General features: G+C 76.7%; 21 protein-coding genes. 15 read left to right on the forward strand and 6 right to left on the reverse strand.

Annotated features, from left to right (window positions below):
* Window positions 1–53 precede the first annotated feature (53 nt).
* From ACI79I_RS16940 to ACI79I_RS16955, 4 genes are all read left to right on the forward strand, one after another.
* Complete coding sequence (locus ACI79I_RS16940; RefSeq protein ID WP_456993489.1) at window positions 54–542, forward strand: VOC family protein; 489 nt, start codon at window positions 54–56, stop codon at window positions 540–542.
* 101 nt (window positions 543–643) lie between these two features.
* On the forward strand, window positions 644–1,384 hold the full coding sequence (locus ACI79I_RS16945; protein WP_456993490.1) for a class I SAM-dependent methyltransferase: 741 nt from the start codon (window positions 644–646) through the stop codon (window positions 1,382–1,384).
* Window positions 1,381–2,568 (forward strand): alkaline phosphatase family protein, encoded by a 1,188-nt coding sequence (locus ACI79I_RS16950; protein WP_456993491.1) that lies wholly within the window; start codon window positions 1,381–1,383, stop codon window positions 2,566–2,568. The genes ACI79I_RS16945 and ACI79I_RS16950 overlap by 4 nt, the downstream gene beginning before the upstream one ends.
* 95 nt (window positions 2,569–2,663) lie before the next feature.
* A complete protein-coding gene (locus tag ACI79I_RS16955; RefSeq protein ID WP_456993492.1) occupies window positions 2,664–3,911 on the forward strand; it encodes a serine hydrolase domain-containing protein in 1,248 nt (415 codons plus the stop codon).
* Between the two features lie 7 nt (window positions 3,912–3,918).
* Here ACI79I_RS16955 and ACI79I_RS16960 read toward each other — a convergent pair whose 3' ends face one another.
* From ACI79I_RS16960 to ACI79I_RS16970, 3 genes are all read right to left on the reverse strand, one after another.
* The gene (locus tag ACI79I_RS16960) at window positions 3,919–4,917 is read right to left on the reverse strand and encodes a sucrase ferredoxin (RefSeq protein ID WP_456993493.1); all 999 of its coding nucleotides are present in this window, start codon (window positions 4,915–4,917) and stop codon (window positions 3,919–3,921) included.
* Window positions 4,880–5,908 (reverse strand): cupin domain-containing protein, encoded by a 1,029-nt coding sequence (locus ACI79I_RS16965; protein ID WP_456993494.1) that lies wholly within the window; start codon window positions 5,906–5,908, stop codon window positions 4,880–4,882. The genes ACI79I_RS16960 and ACI79I_RS16965 overlap by 38 nt, the downstream gene beginning before the upstream one ends.
* A gap of 308 nt (window positions 5,909–6,216) precedes the next feature.
* Window positions 6,217–6,507 (reverse strand): BatC protein, encoded by a 291-nt coding sequence (locus tag ACI79I_RS16970; protein WP_456947650.1) that lies wholly within the window; start codon window positions 6,505–6,507, stop codon window positions 6,217–6,219.
* Window positions 6,508–6,721: 214 nt separating this feature from the next.
* Between ACI79I_RS16970 and dinB the strand changes: the two genes are divergently transcribed.
* The 3 genes from dinB (at window position 6,722) to ACI79I_RS16985 (ending at window position 8,928) form a co-directional block, all read left to right on the forward strand.
* Window positions 6,722–7,924, forward strand: a complete 1,203-nt coding sequence (dinB, locus tag ACI79I_RS16975; RefSeq protein ID WP_456993495.1) for a DNA polymerase IV — start codon at window positions 6,722–6,724, stop codon at window positions 7,922–7,924.
* A 125-nt stretch (window positions 7,925–8,049) separates the two neighbouring features.
* Window positions 8,050–8,508, forward strand: a complete 459-nt coding sequence (locus ACI79I_RS16980; RefSeq protein WP_456993496.1) for a DUF3040 domain-containing protein — start codon at window positions 8,050–8,052, stop codon at window positions 8,506–8,508.
* A 261-nt stretch (window positions 8,509–8,769) separates the two neighbouring features.
* Window positions 8,770–8,928 (forward strand): hypothetical protein, encoded by a 159-nt coding sequence (locus ACI79I_RS16985; RefSeq protein WP_456993497.1) that lies wholly within the window; start codon window positions 8,770–8,772, stop codon window positions 8,926–8,928.
* A gap of 24 nt (window positions 8,929–8,952) precedes the next feature.
* Here the strand turns inward: ACI79I_RS16985 and ACI79I_RS16990 are convergent, their stop codons facing one another.
* From ACI79I_RS16990 to ACI79I_RS17000, 3 genes are read right to left on the reverse strand one after another with little or no spacing between them, the layout of a single operon-like run.
* Entirely contained in the window at window positions 8,953–11,412 is a 2,460-nt protein-coding gene (locus tag ACI79I_RS16990) for a transglutaminase family protein (protein WP_456993498.1), read from the reverse strand.
* Window positions 11,409–12,773, reverse strand: a complete 1,365-nt coding sequence (locus ACI79I_RS16995) for a DUF58 domain-containing protein (RefSeq protein WP_456993499.1) — start codon at window positions 12,771–12,773, stop codon at window positions 11,409–11,411. The genes ACI79I_RS16990 and ACI79I_RS16995 overlap by 4 nt, the downstream gene beginning before the upstream one ends.
* Before the next feature lies 1 nt (window position 12,774).
* Window positions 12,775–13,758, reverse strand: a complete 984-nt coding sequence (locus ACI79I_RS17000) for an AAA family ATPase (RefSeq protein WP_456993500.1) — start codon at window positions 13,756–13,758, stop codon at window positions 12,775–12,777.
* A gap of 434 nt (window positions 13,759–14,192) precedes the next feature.
* On the opposite strand from ACI79I_RS17000, the gene mraZ reads away from it, so the two are divergent.
* The 8 genes from mraZ to ftsW all read left to right on the forward strand — a co-directional run bounded on the left by mraZ (window position 14,193) and on the right by ftsW (window position 24,169).
* Window positions 14,193–14,627, forward strand: coding sequence for a division/cell wall cluster transcriptional repressor MraZ (gene mraZ, locus ACI79I_RS17005; protein WP_456993501.1), 435 nt, complete (start codon window positions 14,193–14,195; stop codon window positions 14,625–14,627).
* Between the two features lie 412 nt (window positions 14,628–15,039).
* Window positions 15,040–16,017 (forward strand): 16S rRNA (cytosine(1402)-N(4))-methyltransferase RsmH, encoded by a 978-nt coding sequence (rsmH, locus tag ACI79I_RS17010; RefSeq protein ID WP_456993502.1) that lies wholly within the window; start codon window positions 15,040–15,042, stop codon window positions 16,015–16,017.
* A gap of 161 nt (window positions 16,018–16,178) precedes the next feature.
* Window positions 16,179–16,631, forward strand: a complete 453-nt coding sequence (locus ACI79I_RS17015; RefSeq protein ID WP_456993503.1) for a hypothetical protein — start codon at window positions 16,179–16,181, stop codon at window positions 16,629–16,631.
* Window positions 16,632–16,634: 3 nt separating this feature from the next.
* Window positions 16,635–18,449 (forward strand): peptidoglycan D,D-transpeptidase FtsI family protein, encoded by a 1,815-nt coding sequence (locus ACI79I_RS17020; RefSeq protein ID WP_456993504.1) that lies wholly within the window; start codon window positions 16,635–16,637, stop codon window positions 18,447–18,449.
* 98 nt (window positions 18,450–18,547) lie between these two features.
* Window positions 18,548–20,098 (forward strand): UDP-N-acetylmuramoyl-L-alanyl-D-glutamate--2,6-diaminopimelate ligase, encoded by a 1,551-nt coding sequence (locus tag ACI79I_RS17025; protein ID WP_456993505.1) that lies wholly within the window; start codon window positions 18,548–18,550, stop codon window positions 20,096–20,098.
* Entirely contained in the window at window positions 20,095–21,486 is a 1,392-nt protein-coding gene (locus tag ACI79I_RS17030; protein WP_456993506.1) for a UDP-N-acetylmuramoyl-tripeptide--D-alanyl-D-alanine ligase, read from the forward strand. The genes ACI79I_RS17025 and ACI79I_RS17030 overlap by 4 nt, the downstream gene beginning before the upstream one ends.
* On the forward strand, window positions 21,483–22,562 hold the full coding sequence (gene mraY, locus ACI79I_RS17035; protein ID WP_456993507.1) for a phospho-N-acetylmuramoyl-pentapeptide-transferase: 1,080 nt from the start codon (window positions 21,483–21,485) through the stop codon (window positions 22,560–22,562). The genes ACI79I_RS17030 and mraY overlap by 4 nt, the downstream gene beginning before the upstream one ends.
* Before the next feature lie 71 nt (window positions 22,563–22,633).
* Complete coding sequence (gene ftsW, locus ACI79I_RS17040) at window positions 22,634–24,169, forward strand: putative lipid II flippase FtsW (protein WP_456993508.1); 1,536 nt, start codon at window positions 22,634–22,636, stop codon at window positions 24,167–24,169.
* Window positions 24,170–24,238: the final 69 nt, after the last annotated feature.

Raw genomic sequence — 24,238 nt, forward strand, 5'->3', positions numbered from 1 at the left:
CGCCGCCGCGGCGTCTACCTCCTGACGAGCAGCACCGACCGCGGAGGAACCCGATGCCCAAGCAGATCCCGTGCCTGTGGTTCGACGGCCAGGCCGAGCAGGCCGCCCAGCTCTACACCTCGGTCTTCCCGAACAGCTCGATCGGGCAGGTCACCCGCTACGGCCCCGACATGCCGCCGCCGATGAAGGAGGGCGACGTCCTCACCGTCGACTTCACCCTCGACGGGCAGGAGTACACGGCCCTCAACGGCGGGTCGCAGTTCACCTTCAGCGAGGCGATCTCCTTCCAGATCATGTGCGCCGACCAGGATGAGGTCGACCACTACTGGGACCGGCTCACCGCCGACGGCGGCGAGGAGAGCATGTGCGGCTGGCTCAAGGACAGGTTCGGCGTCTCGTGGCAGGTCGTCCCCGTCGAGATGCTCAGCCTGCTCAACGACCCCGACTCCGGCCGGGCGCAGCGCGCCACCCAGGCGATGCTGCAGATGCGCCGCATCGACATCGCCGAGATCCGGCGGGCCGCCGACCAGGTGCCCGCCTGAGCGTGCGCGGACGGCGGTCTGCACCCGGCCCGGTGGTGGGCACAGGCGGCGGGCCCCGCGCGTCGCTGTGACGCGCGGTGCCCGCCACTAGGCTCCGACGGGTGCCGCCGTCTGCCCCCGCCTCCTCCGCGGACCAGTTGCCCGCCCGTGTGGCCGCCGTCTGGGCCGCGCTCGACCCGGTCGTCGCGGCGGGCACCGCACTGCGCGTGCTCGACGTCGGCGGGGGGAGCGGCAACTTCGCCGTCCCGCTGGCCCGCCTCGGCCACCAGGTCACCGTCGTCGACCCGAGCGCCGACGCCCTCGCGACCCTCACCCGCCGGGCGCAGACCGCGGGGGTCGGCGAGCGGGTGCACGGCGTGCAGGGCGACGGGGACCTGCTGCACGAGGTGATCCCGCCCGGCGACGACGGCGAGGGCAGCTACGACCTCGCGCTGTGCCACTCGGTGCTCGAGGTCGTCGACGACCCGGCCACCACCCTCCGCGAGATCACCCGGGCGCTGCGCCCCGGCGGCACCGCCAGCGTGGCCAGCGCCAACCGCGCCGGTGCCGTCCTCGCCCGCGCCGCCGCCGGCCACCCCGTCGAGGCACTGGCCATGGTCGAGGGCCGCGACCCCGCCCGCCCCGGCCGCCGCCGGTTCACCCCCGACGGACTGCTGGCCCTCGTCGAGGCCGCCGGCCTGCGGCCGGGCACCTGGCGGGGGGTGTCGGTGGTCGCCGACCTGCTCGACGTCGCCTCCGGCGCCGACCCCGACGCCGTCCGCCGGCTCGAGCTGGCCCTGGCCGGCAGCTCGCCCTACCGCGACGTCGCCGCCGGGCTGCACGTCCTGGCCACGCGTCCGTGAGCCTCCCGGCGGACCTGCAGCGCCCCGCCTACGGGACCGCCACCCTGGCCGACGTCCTCCCGGGCGTCGCGACCGCGCTCGGCGTCCCCGTCGAGCGTGACGGCCTGCCCGCCGACCCGCTCGGCCTCACCGCCGCGCTGGCCGGCGCCCGCCGCGTCGCGGTGCTCCTGGTCGACGGGCTCGGCGCCGACCTCGTCCGGGCGCACGCCGACCTCGCGCCCACCCTGGCCGGACTGGCGACCCCGGCCGGCGACCTCTCCGCCCCCTGCCCCAGCACCACACCGGTCAGCCTCACCAGCCTCGGCACCGGCCTGCCGCCGGGCAGCCACGGCGTCCTCGGGTTCGTCACGATCGTCCCCGGAGGGACGGGCGCCCCGGGGGAGGAGCGGACCCTCAACCACATCCAGTGGTCCGACGACCCGGACCCGGCCACCTGGCAGCCGCGCCGGAGCGTCTTCGAGCAGGCCGCCGCCGCGGGCGTGCCGGTCACCGCCGTCGCGCCCTACGCGTTCGCCGGCAGCGGCCTCACCCAGGCCGCCTACCGCGGCGCCCGCTACTCCGGGACGGTCGGCGCCGGCGACCTCGCCGCCGGGCTGCTGCAGGCGCTGTCCGCCGCGCCCCGGACCCTCGTCTACGGCTACACCGCCGAGCTCGACCTCACCGGCCACGTGCGCGGGGTCGGCTCCGCCAGCTGGCGGGCGCAGCTGGCCCTGGTCGACCGGCTCGTCGAGCAGGTCGTCGCCGGCCTCCCGGACGACGCCGCGCTGCTGGTCACCGCCGACCACGGGATGTTCGACGTCCCGCCGGACACCCGCATCGACCTCGACGCCGAGCCCGACCTGACCGAGGGCGTGCGGCTGCTCGCCGGCGAACCGCGGGCCCGGTACCTGCACGCCGTCCCCGGCGGTGAGGCCGAGCTGCTGGCCCGGTGGCGGGAGGTGCTGGGCGACCGCGCCTGGGTCGCCGGGCGTGACGAGGCCATCGCCAGCGGCGTCTTCGGCCCCGTGGACGACGGCCTGGCCGCCCGGATCGGCGACGTCGTCGCGCTGGCACGCGGCACGTGGGCGCTCACCGCGACCGAGCGGGAGCCCGGCCCGAGCCGGTTGGTGGGCTACCACGGCTCACTCACCGCGACCGAGCTGGCCATCCCGCTGCTCGCCGCGCGGGGCCGCGCCCTCTCCTGACCCCGCACACGCCGCACGGCCGTTGACGGCTCCGGTCGGGAGGGGCGACAGTCCGGCGGTTCGGTGTCCCCGATCCCGCCAGGGCGGAGTCCGCGATGAGCGCCAGACGCACCTGCCTGCTCCCTCCCCGAGCCGCCCTGGCCTGCGTGCCGGTCGCCGCGGTCGCCCTCGTGCTGGCCGGCCTGGTCGCACCCGCCGCCGCGGCCGCCCCGGCGTCGACCGCCGTCGACCCGGCGCTGGTGCAGGACCTGCGCGGGGACCTCGACGAGTACCTGCAGGCGCGCGGGACGGTGGAGCACGTGTCGGCCGCCGGGCTGAGCGTCAGCCTCCCGGGAGAGGAGACGAGCATCGACGTCAGTGCCGGGACGACGGAGTTCGGCGGCTCCGTGCCGCTGGAGCCGGACGCCCTCTGGCAGATCGGCAGCAACACCAAGGCGTTCACCTCGGTGCTCCTGCTGCAGCTCGAGGCCGAGGGCCGCCTCTCGATCGACGACACCGTCACCGAGTGGCTCCCGCAGTACCCGCAGTGGGCCGACGTCTCGATCCGCCGCCTGCTGAGCATGACCAGCGGCATCCCGACCTACGACGACCAGCAGGCCATGCTCGCCGACTACGCCGCCGACCCGCAGCGGGACTTCTCGCCGGAGGAGCTGATCGCGTACGTGGACGGGGTGCCGGCCACCTCCGGCTACAGCTACTCGAACACCAACTACGTCCTCGGCGAGCTGATCGTCGAGGCGGTGACCGGGGAGAGCTACGAGGACCAACTCGCCGAGCGGCTCCTCGAGCCGCTGGACCTCGAGGACACGCACTACCGCCCGCACCTGTACCCCGACCGGATCGCCGACCGCATGCCGGCCGGCTACTACACCCGGACCGGGGACCCCGGGCTCGCGCCGCTGCGCGGACGCGACGTCAGCCGGGACAGCCTGTCCTGGGCGCGCGGCGCCGGCGGCATCCTGGCCACGACGGCCGACATGACCCGGTGGGAACGGGCGCTGTACGAGGGGGAGCTGCTCCCGCCGCAGCAGCAGGACGCGCTGGAGAGCCTGGTGTCGACGGCGACCGGGCAGCCCATCGAGCAGACCTCCCCGTCCGACCCGCAGGGGTTCGGGCTCGGGATCGCCCAGTTGACCGACACCCTGGGCACGTTCTGGTTCTACGAGGGACAGACGCTGGGCTTCCGCGCCCTGCACGTCTACTTCCCCGACTCCGGGGTGATCGCCGCCATGAACCTGAACAGCTCTCCGGACGAGGACCAGATCGGGGCCCTGGCGCAGACGGTGTACGGCACGCTGGCCGCGCACGGGCTCGTCCCGGAGCCGGCCGGCGCGGGCGCGTGACCCCCGGTCAGACCGCGGAGACCAGCCGCACCGACCAGGTCCGGGTGTGCGCGTCGTGGGTCGCCCGGCAGGTCAGCCGCGCCGCCTCCTCCGACGGGTGGCTCTCGACCTCGGCCACCACGTCGCCGTCCGGGCCGGCGAGGGTCACCACCCACCGCTCGACCTCGGCTCCGGCCGGGGTCAGCCGGCGCACCCCCCGCGGCGGGAGGGCGTCGATGCCGAACAGCCCCAGCTCCCCGCGGGCGGTGTGCTGCGCGGCCTGCACCGGCGGCGGGCAGCCGGCGCGACCCCGGAGCCACGGCAGGGCCACCTCCCCGCGGGCGTGCGCGCCCACCAGGGCCGCGCCGTCGTCGGGGACCTGCCCGTAGTAGAAGCCGTGCGGCAGCACGAGCACGTTGGCGGCGAACCGGTCGCCGCCGAGGTGGCTGCACTCCCACACGTCCTCGGCCGGGAGCACCCGGGCCAGCGGGCGGCCGCGCAGCGCGCAGCAGGCGTCGTGCCCGCCGTGGGCGCACACCAGGTAGGTGGGCCCGACGGCGGGCTCGCCGACCGAGCCGTCCCACGGCGCGTCGACCAGCTCCGCGTCGCTGGTGCGCACCGACCACCACAGGCCCTCGCGCCCCGGCCGCCCGTCGACGTAGGCCCACCGCCGCAGGGAGTCGGCCTCCCGGTCGCCGGGCCGGCGGACGAGCAGCACCCGCACGTTCTCCTGCCGGGCGCGGTGGGCCAGCCGCGGGGCGACGGCGGCGTCGAACCGTGACTGGGTGAGCGCGTCGACACCCCACGGTCCGGTCTGCTCGATGAGCAGCCAGCGCTGGGCCGGGGAGGCCGTGGCGACCCCCGAGTCGCCGCGGGTCAGCGCCCGCACCGAGCAGCGGTCCTCGTCGATCCGGCCGACCGGACGTCCGGGTGCCTCCGCCGGGCGGCAGAAGTCGGCCGGGTCCGTCACGCCGTGCGGCCCGGCCGGCTCACGTTCCGGTCCCGGGCCCGCGGTCACGTCCCTCATCGTGCCCCGCGGGCGCGGTCCGGACGACGGCGTCCGGCGCGGCCGCGTCCGGGACGACCGCGATGGACTCGGTGACCAGCCGACGGGCCAGGGTGAGCTGGTCGGCGACGTCCAGGCCGGGCAGGTCGGCGACCTTGAGCTCGCCGGCGGCCAGCAGCCCGGCCAGGGCGGGGCGGGTGTCGGCCGGCAGCTCCAGCGACCGGCGTCCGGCGACCAGGGTGACCCGGCCGTCGACCGGCTCGCGCAGCTGGCAGCGCAGACGGCGGCGGACCCGCAGCACGGTGTCGGGGGACAGCGCCGACGCCGCGGTGGCCTGGGCCAGCGGCGCGACGGGCTCGGGTCGCACCTGCGCCCAGGTCCGCGACCGGAGCCGGTCGGCGACCTCGGCCGGGTCGACCCGGCCCAGCCACTCCCGGAGGCCCGCCACGACCGCCGCCACGTCGTCGGTCACGGCGCCCGGGTCGGCCAGGTCGACGCCCAGCGGCAGCGAACGGCGCAGCTCGGGGTCCTCGGCGGCGAGCACCCGCACGAGGTCGAGCACCGACTCGGCGGCCGCCCAGCGGGTGACCGGGTGCACGCCGATGGTCAGGTGCGCACTGATCTCGCCCAGCGCGACCGCCGAGTGCAGGTAGCCGCGGGGCAGGTAGAGGGCGTCGCCGGGCCGCAGCACCGCGTCGATGACCGGCTCGCGCTCGGCGGCGGCGGCCACGGCGGCGGCCCGGTCGTTCCACGGCTGGGTGCGCAGCGGGTCGGGCAGCACCGGCTCGTGGATGCGCCAGTGCTTCTCCCCGGCGACCTGCAGCACGAAGACGTCGTGCACGTCGTAGTGCGGGGAGAACCCGCGGGAGGACGGCGGGGTGACGTACGCGTTGACCTGCGTCGGGTGACCCAGGTCGGCAGCCAGCTGGTCGGCGAACTCGATCAGCGGCGGCCACAGCCGGTGCAGGCCCTGGAGGACGACGGTGCTGCCGTCGGCGAACAGCCGCAGCACCGCGTCAGAGGAGACCTGGTCGGCGATCTCGGCCCCGGCGCCCCCAGAGGTGGTGAACCGCTTGGGGTCGACGACGGCGCCGTCCTTGGCGATCCGCAGGAACGGGGTGCGCAGCCCCCGCCGGGAGAGCAGCTCGTCGACCGCGGCCAGGTCGAGCAGGTCGGCGAAGGACCCACCAGTCTCCTCGGCGCGGGTGAGCAGCGGCCGGCGCGACCAGTACTCCCGCGCGAAGACCTGCGGGTCGAGGGCGGTGCACCGACGCAGGGCCGGCCGGGGATCCGGCCGGCCCTGCGCGGTGGGGTCCTCGGTCAGGCGGAACCGTCCGCGCCACCGTCGGCACCACCATCGGCACCGCCGTCCGCGCCGCCGTCGGCACCGCCGTCCGCGCCACCGTCGGCGCCACCATCGGCACCGCCGTCCGCGCCGCCGTCCGCACCACCATCGGAGCCGCCACCGGCCGCCCCGCCGTCCGCGGGACCGTGACCGGCGCCGCCGTCCGCGCCGCCGTCGGCACCACCGTCAGCGCCGCCGTCGGCACCGCCGTCCGCGCCGCCGTCGCCCACGCCGGCGGTGGTCATGTCATCGTCGTCGAGCGCCATGGGTCTCCGATCGCATCGGTCGCGGGCCACCGGGTGGTGGCCCTCCGGGCGTGCTGTACCTCACCGATCCTGCTCTCACACTCCCGCTCCGACCAGCGGGAACGGCGTGTCGGCAACGGGTCGGTCACGACACGGGGTGGAGATGCCCGGACCGTGCCGAGGGCGTTACCGTCCTCCCGTCCGTCGAACACGTGTTCGAGGTCGGGAAGGGGTCATGAGCCAGTCCGCCCGCGCCGCCGGCTGCACCGTGCTGCACGTCGACATGGACGCGTTCTTCGCCAGCGTCGAGGTGCGCCGCCGTCCCGAGCTGGCCGGCACCCCGGTGATCGTGGGCGGGGCGGGCAACCGCGGGGTGGTCACCTCGGCCACCTACGAGGCCCGCCGCTACGGGGTGCACGCCACGATGCCGACGTCCCGGGCGCTGCGGCTGTGCCCGACCGCGACGGTGCTGCCGGGGGACATGGCGCTCTACGGCGAGGTCTCCCGCGCGGTCATGGCGCTGTTCCGCTCGATCACCCCGCTCGTGGAGCCGCTGAGCATGGACGAGGCCTTCCTCGACGTCTCCGGCGCCCGGCGCCGGCTGGGCGACGCGGCCGAGATCGGGGAGTACATCCGCGCCCGGGTCTACGACGAGCAGGGCATCACCTGCTCAGTGGGCGTGGCCGGCACGAAGTTCGTCGCGAAGCTGGCCTCCACCCGCGCCAAGCCCGACGGGCTGCTGGTCGTCCGCCCGGCCGAGGTCATGGCGTTCCTGCACCCGCTGCCGGTCGGCGCCCTGTGGGGGGTGGGGGCCAAGACCGAGGAGGTGCTGGTGCGGCTCGGGCTGCGCACGGTGGGCGACCTCGCCCACGTGCCGGTGCGCACCCTGCAGCGGGCGGTGGGCCAGGCCGCCGGCACGCACCTGCACGAGCTGGCGTGGGGCCGCGACCCCCGCCGCGTGGTGCCCGACGAGCCGGAGCGGTCCACCGGGCACGAGGAGACCTTCGGCACCGACGTCGACGACCCGGCGGTCATCCACCGCGAGCTGCTGCGGCTGTCCGAGCGGACGGCGGGCCGGCTGCGCTCGGCGGGCTGGCTGGCCCGCACCGTGACCATCAAGGTCCGCTTCGCCGACTTCACCACGATCACCCGCTCGCGCACCCTCGGGGCCCCCACCGACGTCGGGCAGGAGCTCTACGACACCGCCCGCGCCCTGTTCGACGCCCTGGGCCTGCAGCGGGCGCGGATCCGGCTGGTCGGCGTGCGCGCCGAGCGCCTGGTGGAGGCCGGCTCCGCGCCCCGGCAGCTGGAGCTGGGAGCCCGCGAGCACGGCCGCCGGGAGGCCGAGCTCGCCGCCGACCGGGCGGCCCGCCGGTTCGGGGCCGGGGCGGTGCGCCCGGCGACCCTCCTGCACCGCGGTGGGCAGTCCGTCCGCTGACCGGTGCGGGGAACCCGCGGCCGCGTCCGTTCGTCTTCCCGGCGGCCCCGTCCCACCCACGAGAGTGATCACGGCGGGTCGGGGCCGACTCGCCTTTCGCGCCCCGCAAAGGGCTCGTATCCTCGATGTCACCGACGGCGGGCACCGCCGTCGGGTTCTTGGCTTTGGCCCACCTGGAGGTCGACGTGCCGCTCTCCGAGCACGAACAGCGACTGCTGGAGCAGATCGAGCGCGCCCTCGTCGATGACGATCCGAAGTTCGCCTCGTCCGTCCGCACCGGTGATCGCCGGATCAAGGCCCGCCGCAGGCTGCAGCTGGGCGCTCTCCTCGTCCTGGTCGGGATGGCCGTCCTCGTGGGCGGCGCCGTGGCGTCGTGGGTGCCGCTCGGTGTCCTCGGCTTCCTGATCGCCTTCGGCGGGCTGGCGCTCGCCGTCCTCAACTACAAGAACGCCACCGGTGTGGCCGAGGCGGGTTCGGCCGGTGCCACCGGCGGCCCGGCTCCCCGCGGCCGCGGCGGCAAGCCCCGTCGGCAGCCGCTGAAGAACCGGCTCGAGGAGCGGTTCCGCCGCCGCTACGACCAGTAGCCCGACAGCCCCTGCCGTACAGCCGCCGTCCCCTCCGGACGGCGGCTGTCGCGCGTCGGGGGTCGGAGATCCGGAGGAGGGGACGTGACCGAAGCGGTGTGGGCGGCCCTGGCCGCCACCGGTGGACTGTGGGGCTGGGGGGACGCCGACGGCATCGTCCCCTAGACCGGCGACGACGGGCGCGACGTCGTCCCGCTGTGGACCTCCGCGGAGCTGGCCACCGCGGAGGCCGGCGCCGCCGCCGACCCCGGTGAGGCGCCGGTGTTCCTCGACCTGGACTCCCTCCTCGCCGAGATCCCCGGCTGGCTGGACGGCGGCATCGTCGCGGCCGTGGTGTCCGCCGGGAGCGGCGGGTCGGCGGTGCCCCTGACCGAGCTCACCGAGCGGATCCTGCGGCTGCAGGTGGACCGCCCGGCCTGACCCGGGCAGGCCCCGTCGACCGGATCAGCCCCGCAGCGCCGTCCGCCGCCCGAGCCGCGACCAGGCCGGCCGGGACACCCGGACCCGCAGGCCGGTGACCAGGGAGGCCGGCCAGAGCAGCGCTCGCAGCCGGGTCCACCGTCGCGCCGTCGACAGCAGCCCGTGGCGGGCGGTGTCCAGCGCCGCCCGGAGCTCCGGTCCGGCCGGCGGCGCGCTGCCCGGCCGCGCGTAGCTGGCCGACTCCTCGGCGCGGGCCAGCCGGGCGACGGCGCCGGTGGCGTCCGGGCCGGGACCGCCGGTCCGGTGCGCACCGCCCCTCCCACCGCGGTCGGCCACCGCCGCGGACAGCTGCTCGGCCACCTGCCGCGGCGTGCGCGCCGGGTCGGTCTCCAGGCCGACGTCCAGTGCGGTCGCCGTCAACTCGTCCCACAGCGCGGCAGGGTCCCCGCTGCCCACGCGGCGCCGTCGCTGCAGGGCCCGCAGTCCGGCGGGGACGGTGACCAGGCCCGCGGCGCCCAGGACCGCCGCGGCGCCGAGCAGCACCGGTCGCACCCACTGCGCCGACTCCTCGGCCTGCTGCGTCACCGGCGTGGACTGGGGCACCGGCTCCGCCCGGGGCGTCTGCGGAACCGGAGCGGGGGCCGGCGCGGACGGGACGTCGGCGCGCGGGTCGGCCTCCTGGTCCTGGACGCGGGGCGACCACGGCAGGTCCACCGCCCGGTCCACGTCGATGGGCGTGGGGTCGAACGGGATCCACCCCAGGTCGTCGAAGTAGACCTCCACCCACGCGTGCGCGTCGTCGCTGGTGACCAGCCGGCTGCCGTCGGGCTGCACGGTGCCGGGGGTGTAGCCGAGGACGACCCGGGCGGGCACGCCGGCTGCGCGCACCAGGACCGCCATCGCCCCCGCGTACTGCTCGCAGTAGCCCCGCCGCAGCCGCAGGAAGTCGGCGAGGTCGTCGCCGGTGGTGCCCGGGGCCGTCGACAGCGAGTACACGAAGCCGTTGTCCCGGTCGGTGAAGTGGTCGTAGACGGCCCGGACCCGCTCGTAGGGAGTGGTCAGCCCGTCGGTGAGCCGGGTGACCAGCTCCGGGACGCTGGGGTCCAGCGGCGGCAGGGCCGTGTAGCGCTGGACGAGGGGGAGCTCCGCCGGCAGCGCCTGCGCGCCGGCGAGTTCCTCCTCGCTGGGCCGGGGTTCGACCGAGGCCACCGACCAGGTCCGTCCCGCGGTGGTCGCGTCGCGGCCGAAGACGGTGGTGGTGGAGGGGTCGATCCGCCAGCGCTCGGCGTCCGCGACCTGCACGGCGAGGGGGGAGTAGAGCACCGGCAGGAAGCGGTCCTCGTGGCCGAGGGCGGTGATCAGCGCGTCGACGGGTCGGCCGTCGCGCCGTCCGGGCAGGGGGGCCAGCCGCTCGTTGCCGGCCACCGAGGCCTCGCCGTCGAGGTTGCCGGCGGTCCAGCCCTCGTCGTTGTCGTAGACCTCGAGGGCGACCACCCGCAGGTAGCCCGGGTCCTCCACCGACGCGTCGACGCGCAGCAGGTCGATCGGCTCCGGGAGGGTCAGCTGCCCCTGCAGCGCGGCCGCCGGGTCCAGGGCCGTCCCGGTCGCGCCGCCGCCCGGGCCGCGGCCGATCCCCCCGGCGAAGGAGCCCTCGGTGAGGGTGGGCACGACCGCGCCGACGACCAGGCCGAGGACGACGGCCACCGCCCCGGTGCGGACGGCGGCCAGCGTGCCGGTCCCCAGCAGCGGGCGGGGTCCCTCCGCCGGTCGCCCGCCCAGCCGCCGGTGCTGGTCGGCCCACAGCAGCAGCGCCAGGCCGGCCGCGGGGGCGGCCACCGGCAGCGCGCCGATCGTCCCGGTCACCGTGCTCACCGGGACGCAGAACAGGATGAGCAGCCCCAGCCCCGCCAGCGCCGGCTGGCGCCCGCCGACGGCGACCAGGTCGACCGCCACCGCGACCAGCCCGACCAGCACCGTGGTCAGCGCCAGCAGGCCGGTCAGCGGCAGCGCCGGGGTGGACTGCTCGCGCAGCTCCGCGGTCCCGTCGACCAGCACGGAGGCGAGGTCGGCTCCGCTGCCGCCGGTGGGCAGGAACCCGCCACCGGCGCGGGCGGGGGCGAAGAGCGCGGTGAGCAGGCAGCCGAGCAGGGCCAGCTGGCCGAGCGGGACCAGGGGCACGGCGAGGGCGGACCACGCCCCCGGGACCGGCCGGTCCCCGAACAGCCGAGCCTCCAGCGCCGCGCCCGCAGCGCGCAGGAACAGCCCACCCAGGGCGACGACGGCGACGGCGGCCAGCACCGGCGGCAGCCAGCTGCGGTCGGTGAAGACCGGGGCCAGCGCGAGAGCGCCGAGCCCGGTGGCGGCCGCCGCGGCCAGGGTCGTGCCGGCGTCCCGGAGCAGCGGGCGCGGCCGGGAGTCGGGTGCCGACCCTCCCCGGCCCTCACCGGGCGCGTGCGCGGCGGCCACCGTCGTGGGTGCGGTCACGCCGGCACCCCCCGCAGTCCGGCCGGCGCCGCGCCGGGCCGCCCCAGCTGCGCCCACACCGACGCGACGGAGCTCTCGGCGGAGGCCAGCGCGACCTGCCACCCGCCCGCGCGCAGCACGTCGGCGGCGGCCTCCTGCTGCCGGGTCAGCTCGCCGGAGGCGCCGGTGCCGGGGCGCCGACCCCGAGCTGCGCCGGAGGCCCAGCTGCTGATGTCGGTGAGCACCGCGACGTCCGTGGTGGGACCCGAGCGGGCGCGCACCAGCTCGGCCGCCTCGTCGGGGCCGACGGCGCCCAGCAGGGCGACCACCGGGCCGTCGCCGGCCGCGCGGGCGAGCAGGTCGATGCCCGGTCCCAGGCCGGTGAGCCGGGAGGGCGTCACCCCGGCGAGGCGGTCCAGCAGCTCGCTCGGCCCCAACCCGTCCCGGTGCTCGGCCGGCGCGAGCTCCAGGGCGTCGGTGACCACCCGCAGCGTCGCGCCGCGGGCGATGAGCTCCGTGCCGATGCTGGCGGCGGCCTCCACCAGCCACTCGAGGCTGTCCGGGGGAGGGGAGTCGGGGGTCGCGGTGGCGGCCAGGGCGGCCGCGGCGTGCCCACGGACCAGCAGGTGGGCGCGCGCCCTGGTGTCGAGCAGCAGGGTGGCCTGCGCCCGCCACGGGCGCTCCTCCATCCGGACCATGAGCTCCCCGGTGCGGGCCGTGGCCCGCCAGTGCACCTTGCGCAGGTCGTCCCCGTGCCGGTAGGCCCGCGTGCTCACGTCGTCCTCGCCGTGGACGGCGATCGACCGGCGTGCGCCGGACCCGCCGCCCCCGTGCCCACCGGACGGCCCGCCGGGGCCGAGCGGGACGACCCGCGGCACCACCACCAGCGGGGCGCTGTCGGCGCCCGCGACGCTGCGCAGCACCAGCCCGAACGGGTCGACCAGGCGCAGCCGCAGCGGGCCCAGCCGGTGGCGGCCGCGCCGCCCGCCGTGGACGCGGTAGTGCAGCGTGGCGGTGGCGCCGGCGGCCAGGCGGTCGACCACGAACTCCGGGGAGGGGCCGAGCTCGGCGGGCACGGTCTCGGCCAGCAGCCACAGCCCGCCGGTGCCGCGGCCGGCGTTGGTGACGTCCAGCCGGACGTCGGCGTCCCCGCCCCGCGGGACCCGCGCCGGCAGCACCGTGCGCCGGGACGCGACGCGGAACCGGCGGCGCGCGACGGCGGCCGCCGACAGCAGCGGCAGCGCCAGCACGAAGACCGCGACCTGCGCCAGCGGGCGCTCGCCGAGCAGCACGCCGAGGAGGAGCAGCGTCAGCCCGGCGGCCACGAGGCACCGGCCGCGCAGGGTGAGCGTGGCGAGCGCCGTCGCCACGGGGCCGCGCACGTCAGCGTCCGCGGAGCACCGGGACGGTCGCGAGCAGGTCGGTGACCACCTGCTCGGCGCGCCGGCGCGCGGCCGCGGCGTCCGGGGTGAGCAGCAGCCGGTGGGCGAGCACCGGGACCGCCATGGTCTGCACGTCGTCGGGGAGGACGTGGTCGCGGCCGGCCAGGGCGGCGGTGGCCCGGGCGGTGCGCAGCAGCTGGAGGCCGGCCCGCGGCGAGGCGCCCAGCCGCAGGTCGGGGGAGCGGCGCGTGGCCTCCACCAGGGCCACGACGTACCGGCGGACGGCCTCGGAGACGTGCAGCCGGCCGACCGCGGCGACGAGGGCCCGCACCCCGGCGGCGTCGGCCACCGGGAGGAGGGAGGCCAGCGGGTCGGTGGTCACCAGGTCGTCGAGCATGGCCAGCTCCGCCTCGCGGTCGGGGTAGCCCATGGAGACCCGCGCGGTGAACCGGTCGCGCTGGGCCTCGGGGAGGGGGTAGGTGCCCTCCATCTCGATGGGGTTCTGGGTGGCCACCACCAGGAACGGCCGGGCCAGCTCGTAGCTGACCCCGTCCACGGTGACCTGGCGCTCCTCCATGCACTCCAGCAGCGCCGACTGGGTCTTGGGTGAGGCCCGGTTGATCTCGTCGGCCACGACGATGTTGGCGAACACCGCACCGGGCTTGAACTCGAACTCCCGGGTCTCCTGGTCGTAGACCGACACCCCGGTCACGTCGCTGGGCAGGAGGTCGGGCGTGAACTGGATGCGGCGCACGCTCGCGTCGATCGAGGCGGCGAGGGCCTTGGCCAGCGTGGTCTTGCCGACACCGGGCACGTCCTCGACGAGCAGGTGCCCCTCGGCCAGCAGCACCACCAGCGCCAGGTGGACGACGTCGGGCTTGCCGTGGACGACGCGGGCCATGTTCGCCGCGATCCGGGCGCCCTCCGCCGCGACGTCGACCGAGGCGTCGGCGGCGCTCCCGCGGGACCTCGCCAGCTCGGTCACGGGCGCTCCTCGACGGCGCTCGTCGGCCTCGTGCCCAACGCTGCTCCCTCCCCGTGGGACCCCACCTGTCCGGGTCACCGTCGTCCCACGGTACGTGCGGGATCGGCCCGCCGGGCGGTCGCGGGACGCCGGACGGATGGCTCGGCCAACTGCTCCGCCCCTCCGGGGCCCCCGCCGCCCCTGGGTGACGACCTGCCGGGGTGCCCGTCGCCCCACCTCCCCCCACCGGTCGCCCCACTCGGCCCCACCCGCCGCCCCACCCGTCCCCACCCCGCGCTGACCTGCGGGGGGAGGGGTGGGGGAGGCCGGTCACGACATGGTGTCGAGTGGTGTCTGGTGGGGCCCAGTGGGTTACTGTGTGGCCCGGTGGGGAGGCAGGGCCCGTCCCGGGGGCGCCCCGGAGCACGAGGAGGACCGATGGGGGAGGTGATCCGGTGTTCGTCGGCAGCTATCCGCTGCGGCTCGACGAGAAGGGCCGGCTCGCACTCCCCGTCCGGTTCCGCGAGCAGGTGGCCGAGGGCATGGTGATCAAGAAGGGGCAGGAGCGCTGCATCTACGGCCTCACCATGTCCCGGGTCGCCGAGCAGAGCCAGGCCGCGGCCAGCATGGCGCCCGCTGACACCGCCGAGGCGCGCATGCGGGCCCGCATGAGCTTCGGGTCGATGGTCGAGGTGGAGCCGGACAAGACCGGCCGCATCACCATCCCCGCGAACCTGCGGCAGTACGCCGGCCTGGACCGTGACGTCGTCGTCGTCGGCGTCGACACCCGCTTCGAGATCTGGGACGCCGCCACCTGGGACGCCTACGTGGCCGAGCAGGAGGCGAAGTTCGCCGAGATGGAGAGCGAGGGGATGCCCACCCTCTCCTGATCCGCCGTCCTCCCGACCCCCTCCGGGCCCCGCCCCGACCGAGCCGACTTCCCCGCGGCTCGACCGGTCCGGCCCGAGCCGTCTTCCCCGCGGCTCGGACCCGCGGCGCGGAGGGACGCACCGCCCCTCGGGCGCGCGCCGGCCGTCCCCTCCCCGGACGAGCCGGCACGGGCCCTCCCCGTCCCCGCGGGGCGCCACCTGACGCACTTCCCCGGCGCCAGGCGGGCCCCGCGGGGGCGGGTCGGCGACCCCGGCCCAGGAGCGTGTCCACCTGCTGGGGTGGGCGGTGCCCCGCCCCGACCGAGCGGTCCCGGTGTCGAGCCCGGCGAAACGCCGCTGCCCTCCACCCGCCGACCCCCGCCCCGCGCCACCATGGACGGGCCCCACCGACCCGTTCGAGGAGCAGTCGACGATGAGCAGCACCGAGCCGGCGCCGTCCGCGGTGCACGTGCCCGTGCTGCTGGAGCGGGTGGTCGAGCTCCTCTCTCCTGCCTGCGCTCCCGACGGCGCCGTCCTGGTGGACGCCACCCTCGGCCTGGCCGGGCACTCCCTCGCCCTGCTGCGCGCCCACCCGGGCCTGCGGCTGGTCGGCCTGGACCGCGACCCCGACGCCCGCGCCGAGGCGACCCGCCGGATCGAGGCCGCGGGCTGCGCGGACCGGGCCACCGTCGTCCCGGCCGTCTTCGACGAGCTCCCCGACGTGCTCGAGCGGCTCGGGGTCGAGGAGGTCCAGGCCGTCCTGTTCGACCTCGGGGTCTCCTCCCTGCAGCTGGACCGCCCCGACCGCGGGTTCAGCTACGCCGCCGACGCGCCCCTCGACATGCGGATGGACCCCGCCGCGCGGCGCACCGCCGCCGACGTGGTCAACACCTACTCCGCCGACCAGCTCGCCCGCGTGCTGCGCGTCTACGGCGAGGAGCGCTTCGCCGGCCGCATCGCCCGGGCGATCGAGCGGGAACGGGCGCGCGAGCCCTTCACCCGCACCGGCCGGCTGGCCGAGCTGGTGCGCGAGTCCATCCCCGCGGCCACCCGCCGCACCGGGGGACACCCCGCGAAGCGCACCTTCCAGGCGCTGCGCATCGAGGTCAACGACGAGCTCGGCGTCCTGGAGCGCGCCCTGCCGGCCGCGATCGAGGCGCTGGCCGTCGGAGGGCGCATCGCCGTCATCACCTTCCACTCCCTCGAGGACCGGATCGTGAAGCAGACCCTCGCCGCCGCCGCGACCGACCGCACCCCACCGGGGCTGCCCGTGCCGTTGCCCGAGCACGGCCCGACGCTGCGGTTGCTCACCCGCGGCGGGGAGGCCCCCTCCGACGCGGAGGTCGGCGCCAACCCGCGCGCCGCCTCCGCTCGGGTCCGTGCCGCCGAGCGCATCCGGCGGGCAGCGTGAGCTCCGCTGCCCGCGCCGCCGGGATCCCGCCGGAGCCCCGGCGCGCCCCGGCCCCCGTGCGCCGTGTCCCACCCCGCCCGGTGCCGGCCGCGCCGGACCGCTCCGCGGCAGCCCCCGGGACCACGGACGGCGCCGCCGCCCGCCCGGCGCGCGCCCACAGCGTGCCCATCCGCACCGGCACGCTGCGTGCCCGCCCGGCCCGGCCGCTGCCCACGGGACCCACGCCCCGTCCGGCCGCGGCTCCCGCGCCGGCCCGTGCCCGCCGCGGCGCGCTCTCCGGCCGGCAGGCGCGGCTGGCGCTGCTGGTCGTGGCCCTGCTGGTGGCCACGTCGCTGGCCCTGCTGTTCCTCAACACCGCCATAGCGGTCAACTCCCTCAAGGCGACCCAGCTGGAGGCGGCCAACGCCGAGCGCGCCCAGGAGGTCGAGCGGCTGGAGCAGCAGGTCGTCGACGGCAGCACGCCCGCGGCGCTGGCCTCGGCGGCCGCGGCCGCCGGGCTGGTCCCGGCCGGCTCCGCGGCGTACCTGGTGATCGGTGAGGACGGCACGGTGACCCTGCGCGGCGAGCCGGCGCCGGCCGAGGAGCCCGAGTCCGACCCCGAGTCCGGAGGCTGACCGGTGCCCACCGCAGTCCGCCCACCCTCGCCCGGACGGCGCACCGGTGACCGGCTCGCGCCGGGATCGGGCGCCTTCGCGCCCCGTCGCGCCCCGGGCAGCCGCCGCACCACCGGAGGGATCCGCGCCAGCAGCCGCCGGCTGACCTTCGGCCTGGTCCTCGTCGTCGTCCCGCTGCTGGTCGTCATGGGCAAGCTGGTCCTGCTGCAGGGCGTCGACAGCGGCGAGTACGCCACCGCCGCGGCGCAGGACCGGCTGCGCAGCTACCCGATCGCCGCGCTGCGGGGTGCGGTGACCGACCGCGACGGCAATCCGCTGGCCTACACCGTCGACGCCTCGCGGGTGGTCGCCGATCCGACGGTGGTGACCGACCCGGCGCGGACCGCGCTCGCGCTCACCACGCTGCTCGACGTCCCGGTCTCGGAGCTGACCGAGGAGCTGTCGGAGGACAGCCGCTACGTCGTCCTCGCCTCGCAGGTGTCGCCGGAGACCGTCGACGCCATCGACGAGCTGGACCTGGGGGGCATCTTCTTCGAGGACGACCCCGTCCGCCTGTACCCGGCCGGGACCACCGCCGGGCAGGTGGTGGGCTTCATCGGCCGGGACGGCGACGGGCTGGCCGGCATCGAGCAGACCTTCGACGACCAGCTGGCGGGCTCGGACGGGGAGCGGCGGGTCGAGGTCGGCAGCGGCGGCCACCCGATCCCGTCGGGCATCGACGAGTCCACCCCGGCCACCGACGGCGAGACGGTCGCGCTGACCCTCGACGCGGACCTGCAGTTCGTCACCGAGCAGCGTCTGGAACAGGCCTGCGAGGACGGCGCCACCACCCGGGCGTCGGCCGTCGTCCTGGACGTGCACACCGGCCAGGTCGCCGCCATGGGTTCCTGCCCGGGCTACGACCCGGCCGAGGCGCGGCAGACCGACCCCGAGCTGCTGGGCAACCCCGTGGTGTCCGACGTCTTCGAGCCCGGCTCGGTGATGAAGGCGGTCACCCTCGCCGCGGCCCTGGAGGAGGGGGAGGCCACCCCGGACACCGTGCTCACCGTCGACGGGCACATCCAGGCCGGGGACGCCGTCGTCACCGACGCCCACGACCACGAGCCGATCGACTGGACGGTCACCGGGATCCTCGCCAAGTCCAGCAACGTGGGCACGATCATGCTCGCCCGGGAGGTCGGGGACGAGAAGCTGGAGGAGTACCTGCGGGCCTTCGGTGTCGGCAGCACCACCGGGATCGAGCTGCCGGGCGAGAGCGCCGGCATCCTGCAGGACTCCGAGGAGTGGACCGCCAGCCGGTCGGCCAACGTGCCGATCGGTCAGGGCGTGTCGGTGACCACCCTGCAGATGGCGTCGGTCTACCAGGCGATCGCCAACGACGGGGTCCGCATCGAGCCCCGGGTGGTGGCCTCCGTCGGCGGGGAGCCGGCCCCGGCGCCGCCGTCCACGCGGGTGGTCAGCGAGCGCACCGCCGACCAGATGGCCTACATGCTCGAGGCCGTGGTGGGTCCCGGCGGCACCGCGCCCCTCGCGCAGGTCGACGGGTTCCGGGTGGCCGGCAAGACCGGCACCGCGCAGCGCGCCAACCCCGAGTGCGGCTGCTACGACGGCGGCGGGTACGTGACCACGTTCGTCGGCTTCGCCCCGGCCGACGACCCGCAGTACGTCGTCGCCGTCGACCTGGAGCGGCCGACCAGCTCGGCCGAGGGCGGCCAGGTGGCCGCGCCCGTGTTCGCCGACGTCATGCGCCAGGCGCTCACCGCCGACGGGATCGTCCCGTCCGGGACGCCGCGCCCCGACTTCGACCTCACCGGTTGACGGACCCTCCCGCCCCCCGGCGCGCGCAGGGCGGGTCCCGGGACGGGGGCCACCCGCCGGTAGATTGGAGTTCCGTGAGCCCGACCGAGGATGGGTCGGTGCCCCGTCCGGCGGGGACCACCCCGCTGCCACTCTCCGCCCTCGCCGACCTGGTCGGCGCCCCGGTGCAGGGCGACCCCGCCACCGGCGTCTCGTCGGTGACCCTCGCCTCGGGTGAGGTCGGGCCCGGTGCCCTCTACGCCGCCCTCCCGGGCGCGCGCACGCACGGCGCCCGGTTCGCCGCCGACGCCGCTGCCCGCGGGGCGGTCGCCGTCCTCACCGACCCGTCCGGCCGGGAGCAGGCGTGCGCCACCGGCCTGCCGGTCTGCGTCGTCGACGACCCGCGCGAGCTGCTCGGCGCCGTCGCCGCGCGCGTGTACGGCGAGCCCGGGCGCCGGCTGCAGGTCGTCGGGATCACCGGCACCAACGGCAAGACGACGACCAGCTACCTGGTCGAGGCGGGCCTGGCCGCCGCCGGACGAGCGACCGGGCTGATCGGGACCGTCGAGACGCGGACCCGGACCACGGCGCCCGACGGCACGTCGACGGTCACCGCCTTCCGCAGCGTCCGGACCACGCCCGAGGCGCCCGCCCTGCACGCGCTGCTGGCGACCATGGCCGACGCCGGGGTGCAGACCGTGGTCATGGAGGTCTCCAGCCACGCGCTGGTGCTCGGCCGCGTCGGCGGGATCCCGTTCGCCGCCGCCGGCTTCACCAACCTCGGCCGCGACCACCTGGACTTCCACACCGACCTGGAGGACTACTTCCTCGCCAAGGCCCGGCTCTTCGACGGCCGCGCCGCGGTCGAGGTGGTCGACGTCGACGACCCGCACGGCCGGCGGCTGACCGGGATGCTGGGCGGGCGGCGGGCGGTCACCGTCTCCACCCGCGGCGCCGAGGCCGACTGGTGGGCCGACGGGGTCTCCGTCGCCCCGGACGGCGGGTCGGTGTTCACCCTGCACGGGCCCGGGAGCCGCAGCTGGGCCGCCCGCGTCCGGCTGCCCGGCCGGTTCAACGTGGCCAACGCCGTCCTCGCCGTCGCCCTGCTGGACGCGGTCGGCGTCCCGGTCGAGGCGGCGGTGGAGGGGCTGGCCGGTGTCGTGGTGCCCGGCCGCATGGAGCCGGTGGACGCCGGGCAGCCCTTCGTCGCCGTCGTCGACTACGCGCACACCCCCGACGCGGTCACCACCGCCCTCACCGCACTGCGCGCCGCCACCCCGGGCCGGGTGATCACCGTGCTCGGCTGCGGCGGCGACCGCGATCCCGGCAAGCGCGCCGGGATGGGGGAGGCCGCGGCGCTGGGCAGCGACCTGCTCGTCGTCACCGACGACAACCCGCGCTCGGAGGACCCCGCCGCCATCCGGGCGGCGATGCTCGCCGGCGTGCCCGCCGACCGTCGCGACGCCGTCCTGGAGATCGGGGACCGCCGCGCGGCGATCGCCGCGGCCGTGGCCCGGGCCCGGCCCGGTGACGCCGTCCTCGTGGCCGGCAAGGGCCACGAGACGGGCCAGGAGGTGGCCGGGACCGTGTACCCCTTCGACGACCGCGCCGTGCTGCGCGAGGCGCTGGCGCAGCCGGCGCCCGCGGGCGCCAGCGAGGAGACCCCGTGATACCGCTGACCCTGTCCGAGGTGGCCGAGGCGGTCGGGGGCCGGCCCGCCCCCGGCGCGGGCACGGTCACCGGGAAGGTCACCGTCGACTCGCGCACCGTCGCACCCGGCGACCTGTTCGTCGCCGTGCCCGGTGAGCGGGTCGACGGGCACGACTTCCTCGCCGCCGCGGCCGCCGCCGGAGCGGTCGCCGCGCTGACCACCCGCCCGGACGACGCGCTGCCCTGTGTCGTCGTCGACGAGCCGGTCGCGGCGCTGGGCCGGCTGGCCGCCGCGGTGCACGCCCGCCTGGCCGCCCGCGGCCTCACGACGCTGGGGATCACCGGCTCCTCCGGGAAGACCTCGACCAAGGACCTGCTCGGCCAGGTGCTGGCCACCGCCGGCCCGACGGTCAGCCCGCCCGGCTCGTACAACAACGACATCGGCCTGCCGCTGACCGTGCTCGACGCCGACGAGACCACCCGCTCCCTCGTGCTCGAGATGGGCTCGCGCGGGCCGGGGCACATCGCCCGGCTCTGCCGCGTCGCCCGCCCGGACGTCGGCGTGGTGCTCAACGTGGGCTCGGCGCACCTGGGCGAGTTCGGCTCCCCCGAGGGCATCGCCGCCGCCAAGGGCGAGCTGGTCGAGGCCCTGCCGGAGGAGGGGACCGCCGTCCTCAACGCCGACGACCCGCGGGTGCTGGGCATGGCCTCGCGGACCCGCGCCCGCGTGCTCACCACCGGCCGGTCCGAGGAGGCCGACGTCCGGGCCGAGGACGTCGTCCTCGACGAGGCCGGCCGGGCGCGGTTCATGCTGACCGCCGCGGGCGGGAGCGCGCCGGTCGGCCTGCAGGTCGTGGGGGAGCACCAGGTCGCCAACGCGCTGTCGGCGGCCGGGGCGGCCCTCGCCGCCGGGATGGCCCTGCCCGACGTCGCCGCGGCACTGTCGGCGGCCGTGCCGCGCAGCCGCTGGCGGATGGAGGTCGCCCGGCGGGCCGACGGGGTCACCGTGGTCAACGACGCGTACAACGCCAACCCCGAGTCGATGCGCGCCGCCCTCGCGGCGCTGACCCGGCTGCCCGGCGGACGGCGGATCGCCGTGCTGGGCGGGATGGCCGAACTGGGCCCGGGCGCGGCCGCCGAGCACGAGCGGCTGGGGCGCGACGCCGTGGCCGCCGGGGTGGACCTGGTCGTGGCCGTCGGCCCCGATGCGGTAGGGATAGCCAGGGGTGCGTCGGCCGCGGGGGCGCGCCAGGACGAGGGCACGGTGCACGTGCCCGACCGGGCGGCTGCCCGGCAACTGCTCACGGAGGTGGTGGTGCCCGGTGACGTCGTGCTGGTGAAGGCCAGCCGGTCCTACGGGCTCGAGGTGCTGGCCGCGGACCTGCTCGACGCCGGGGCAGGCGCGTGAAGTCCGTCCTCATCGCCGCCGCCTTCGGCCTGGTGATCTCGATCCTCGCCACCCCGGTGGCCGTGCACCTGTTCCGGCGGAAGGGCTTCGGCCAGGAGATCCGCGACGACGGCCCCGAGAGCCACCTGTCGAAGAAGGGCACGCCCACGATGGGCGGCACGGTCATCGTGGCCGCCACGGTCGGCGGCTACCTGATCGCGCACCTCTTCCTCGTCAACCAGCCCGGGCGGGGCGTCACCGCCAGCGGCCTGCTGGTGCTCTTCCTCATGGTGGGCCTGGGCACGGTCGGCTTCCTCGACGACTACCTCAAGATCCGCTACCGGCGCAGCCTGGGGCTGAACAAGACCGCCAAGCTGGTCGGTCAGCTGGTCGTCGGGGTCGCGTTCGCCGTGCTGGCGCTGAACTTCCCCGACGACGCCGGCAACACGCCCGCCTCGACGTTCGTCTCCTACGTCCGCGACATCGCACCGCTGGCGCTGGGCTCGATCGGGTTCGTGATCCTGGCCTACCTGTTCATCGCCGGGTTCTCCAACGCGGTGAACCTCACCGACGGTCTCGACGGCCTGGCCGCCGGGTGCTCGGCGATGGTCTGCGGCGCGTACACGATCATCTCGTTCTGGCAGTTCACCCACGACTGCACGACCGAGCTGATCGACGGCTGCTACCAGGTCCGCGACCCCCTCGACATCACCCTGGTCGCCGCCGCCGGCCTGGGTGCCTGCCTGGGCTTCCTGTGGTGGAACACCAGCCCGGCGCGGATCTTCATGGGCGACACCGGGTCCCTGGCCCTGGGCGGGCTGCTGGCCGGTCTGGCGATCGTCACCCGCACCGAGCTGCTGCTCATCGTGCTCGGCGGGCTGTTCGTCGCGGTCACCCTGTCGGTGGTCATCCAGGTCGCGTTCTTCCGGGCCACCCGCCGGCGGGTGTTCCGGATGGCCCCGCTGCACCACCACTTCGAGCTCGCCGGCTGGACCGAGAACACGGTGATCGTGCGCTTCTGGCTGGTGACGGGCATGGCGGTGGCCTTCGGGCTGGGCCTGTTCTACGCCGACTGGCTGACCATCACCGGCCTGTGAGACGGCAGCCGCTGCTGCGACACGCCCCGTCCCTCCGCCCGGACGCCGGGGGGAGCGGCGACGATGGCGCGATGGAGTCCACCGGCGTCACCCCGGCGGGCGGACGGCGGACCGCGGCGGCCGGGCGGGTGCGGCCCTCGGCGCGCCGGTTCGCCGGGCCCGCCTGGCTCGACGGGCCGATGACCAGCTGCCACCTGGTGGTCGGCGCGGCCGGCCTGCTGCTGGCGATCGGCCTGGTCATGGTCTTCTCCGCGTCGGCCATCGAGGCGGCCCTGGACGACCAGCCGGCGTGGCGCCCCGGTGTCGACCAGGTCGTGTTCGCCTGTGTCGGGCTGGGCGCGATGCTCGTGGCGCTGCGGCTGCCCGTCGGGCTCATCCGCCGCTGGGCGCCGCTGGCGCTGGTCGTCTCCGCCTTCTCGCTGCTGCTGGTCTTCGTGCCCGGGCTCGGGATGGAGCTCAACGGCTCCCGGGCCTGGCTGGACCTGAAGGTGACCAACTTCCAGCCCTCGGAGATGGCCAAGCTGGTCTTCGCGCTGTGGGGCGCGCACATGCTGGCCCTGCGGGGCCGGTTCCTGACGGTGAAGTCGCTGCTGGTCCCGCTGCTCCCGGTCTTCGGCGTGCTGGCGTTCCTGCTCTACCTCGAGCCGGACTTCGGCGGCATCGTCACCCTCGGGCTGGTGCTGGTCGGCCTGCTGTGGGGTGCCGGGCTGCCGAAGCGGTTCTTCGCCTGGGGTGCGGGGCTGGCGGCCCTCGGCCTGTGGGCCATGGTGGTGGCCGCGCCCTACCGGATGGCGCGGATCACCTCGTTCCTCGACCCGTTCGCGGACCCCTCCGACAGCGGCTTCCAGGCCATCCGCGGCTTCTACGCGCTGGCGACCGGCGGCCTGTGGGGCGTCGGGCTGGGCAACAGCGCGATGAAGTGGAACCTGCTGCCCGAAGCCGAGTCGGACTACATCTTCGCCATCATCGGCGAGGAGCTCGGGTTTCTGGGGTGCCTGGTCGTGGTCACCCTCTACGGCGTGCTCGCCTACGCCGGCTTCCGGATCGCGCGCCGCTCGACCGACCGCTTCGTGCAACTGGCCAGCGTCGCGATCACCGTCTGGCTGGTGGGGCAGGCGGCGATGAACATGGGCTACGTCGTCGGCCTGCTGCCGGTCACCGGTGTCACGCTGCCGCTGATCTCCGCGGGCGGCACCTCGCTGGTGCTCACCCTCTTCATCGTCGGGCTGCTGATCCGCTTCGCCCGCTCCGAGCCCGAGGCCATCGAGCACCAGCGCCGGCGCGACCGCGGCCGGCTGGCCCGCCTGCTGCTGCCCGTCCCCGCACAGGCGGTGGACCCGGTGCGGCCGCGCCGGCGGAACCGGCCGGAGCCGGGCGGGGCGGCCGACCGGCGGGTCGAGCGCCCCGCCGACCGTGCTCCGCGGCGGCCGACCGTCCCCGGGGGCCGCACCGTCGCCCGGGTCGCCGTCGACCCCGCGCGGGAGCGGATCCCCGCCGCGCGCGAGCGCCGCAGCCCCGAGGGGCGCGCCCGGGCCGGCGAGGTCCGCCGGCAGCCGCCGCCCCGCGCCCGGTCCACGTCGCCCGAGTCCCCGCGGCGGCCACGGTGAGCGGACAGGGGCGTGAACACCGCAGCGAGGAACGAGCGAGGAGCGGAGCGTCCCGCGGGAGCGAGCCAG

The sequence above is a fragment of the Geodermatophilus sp. SYSU D01105 genome (assembly GCF_054050095.1).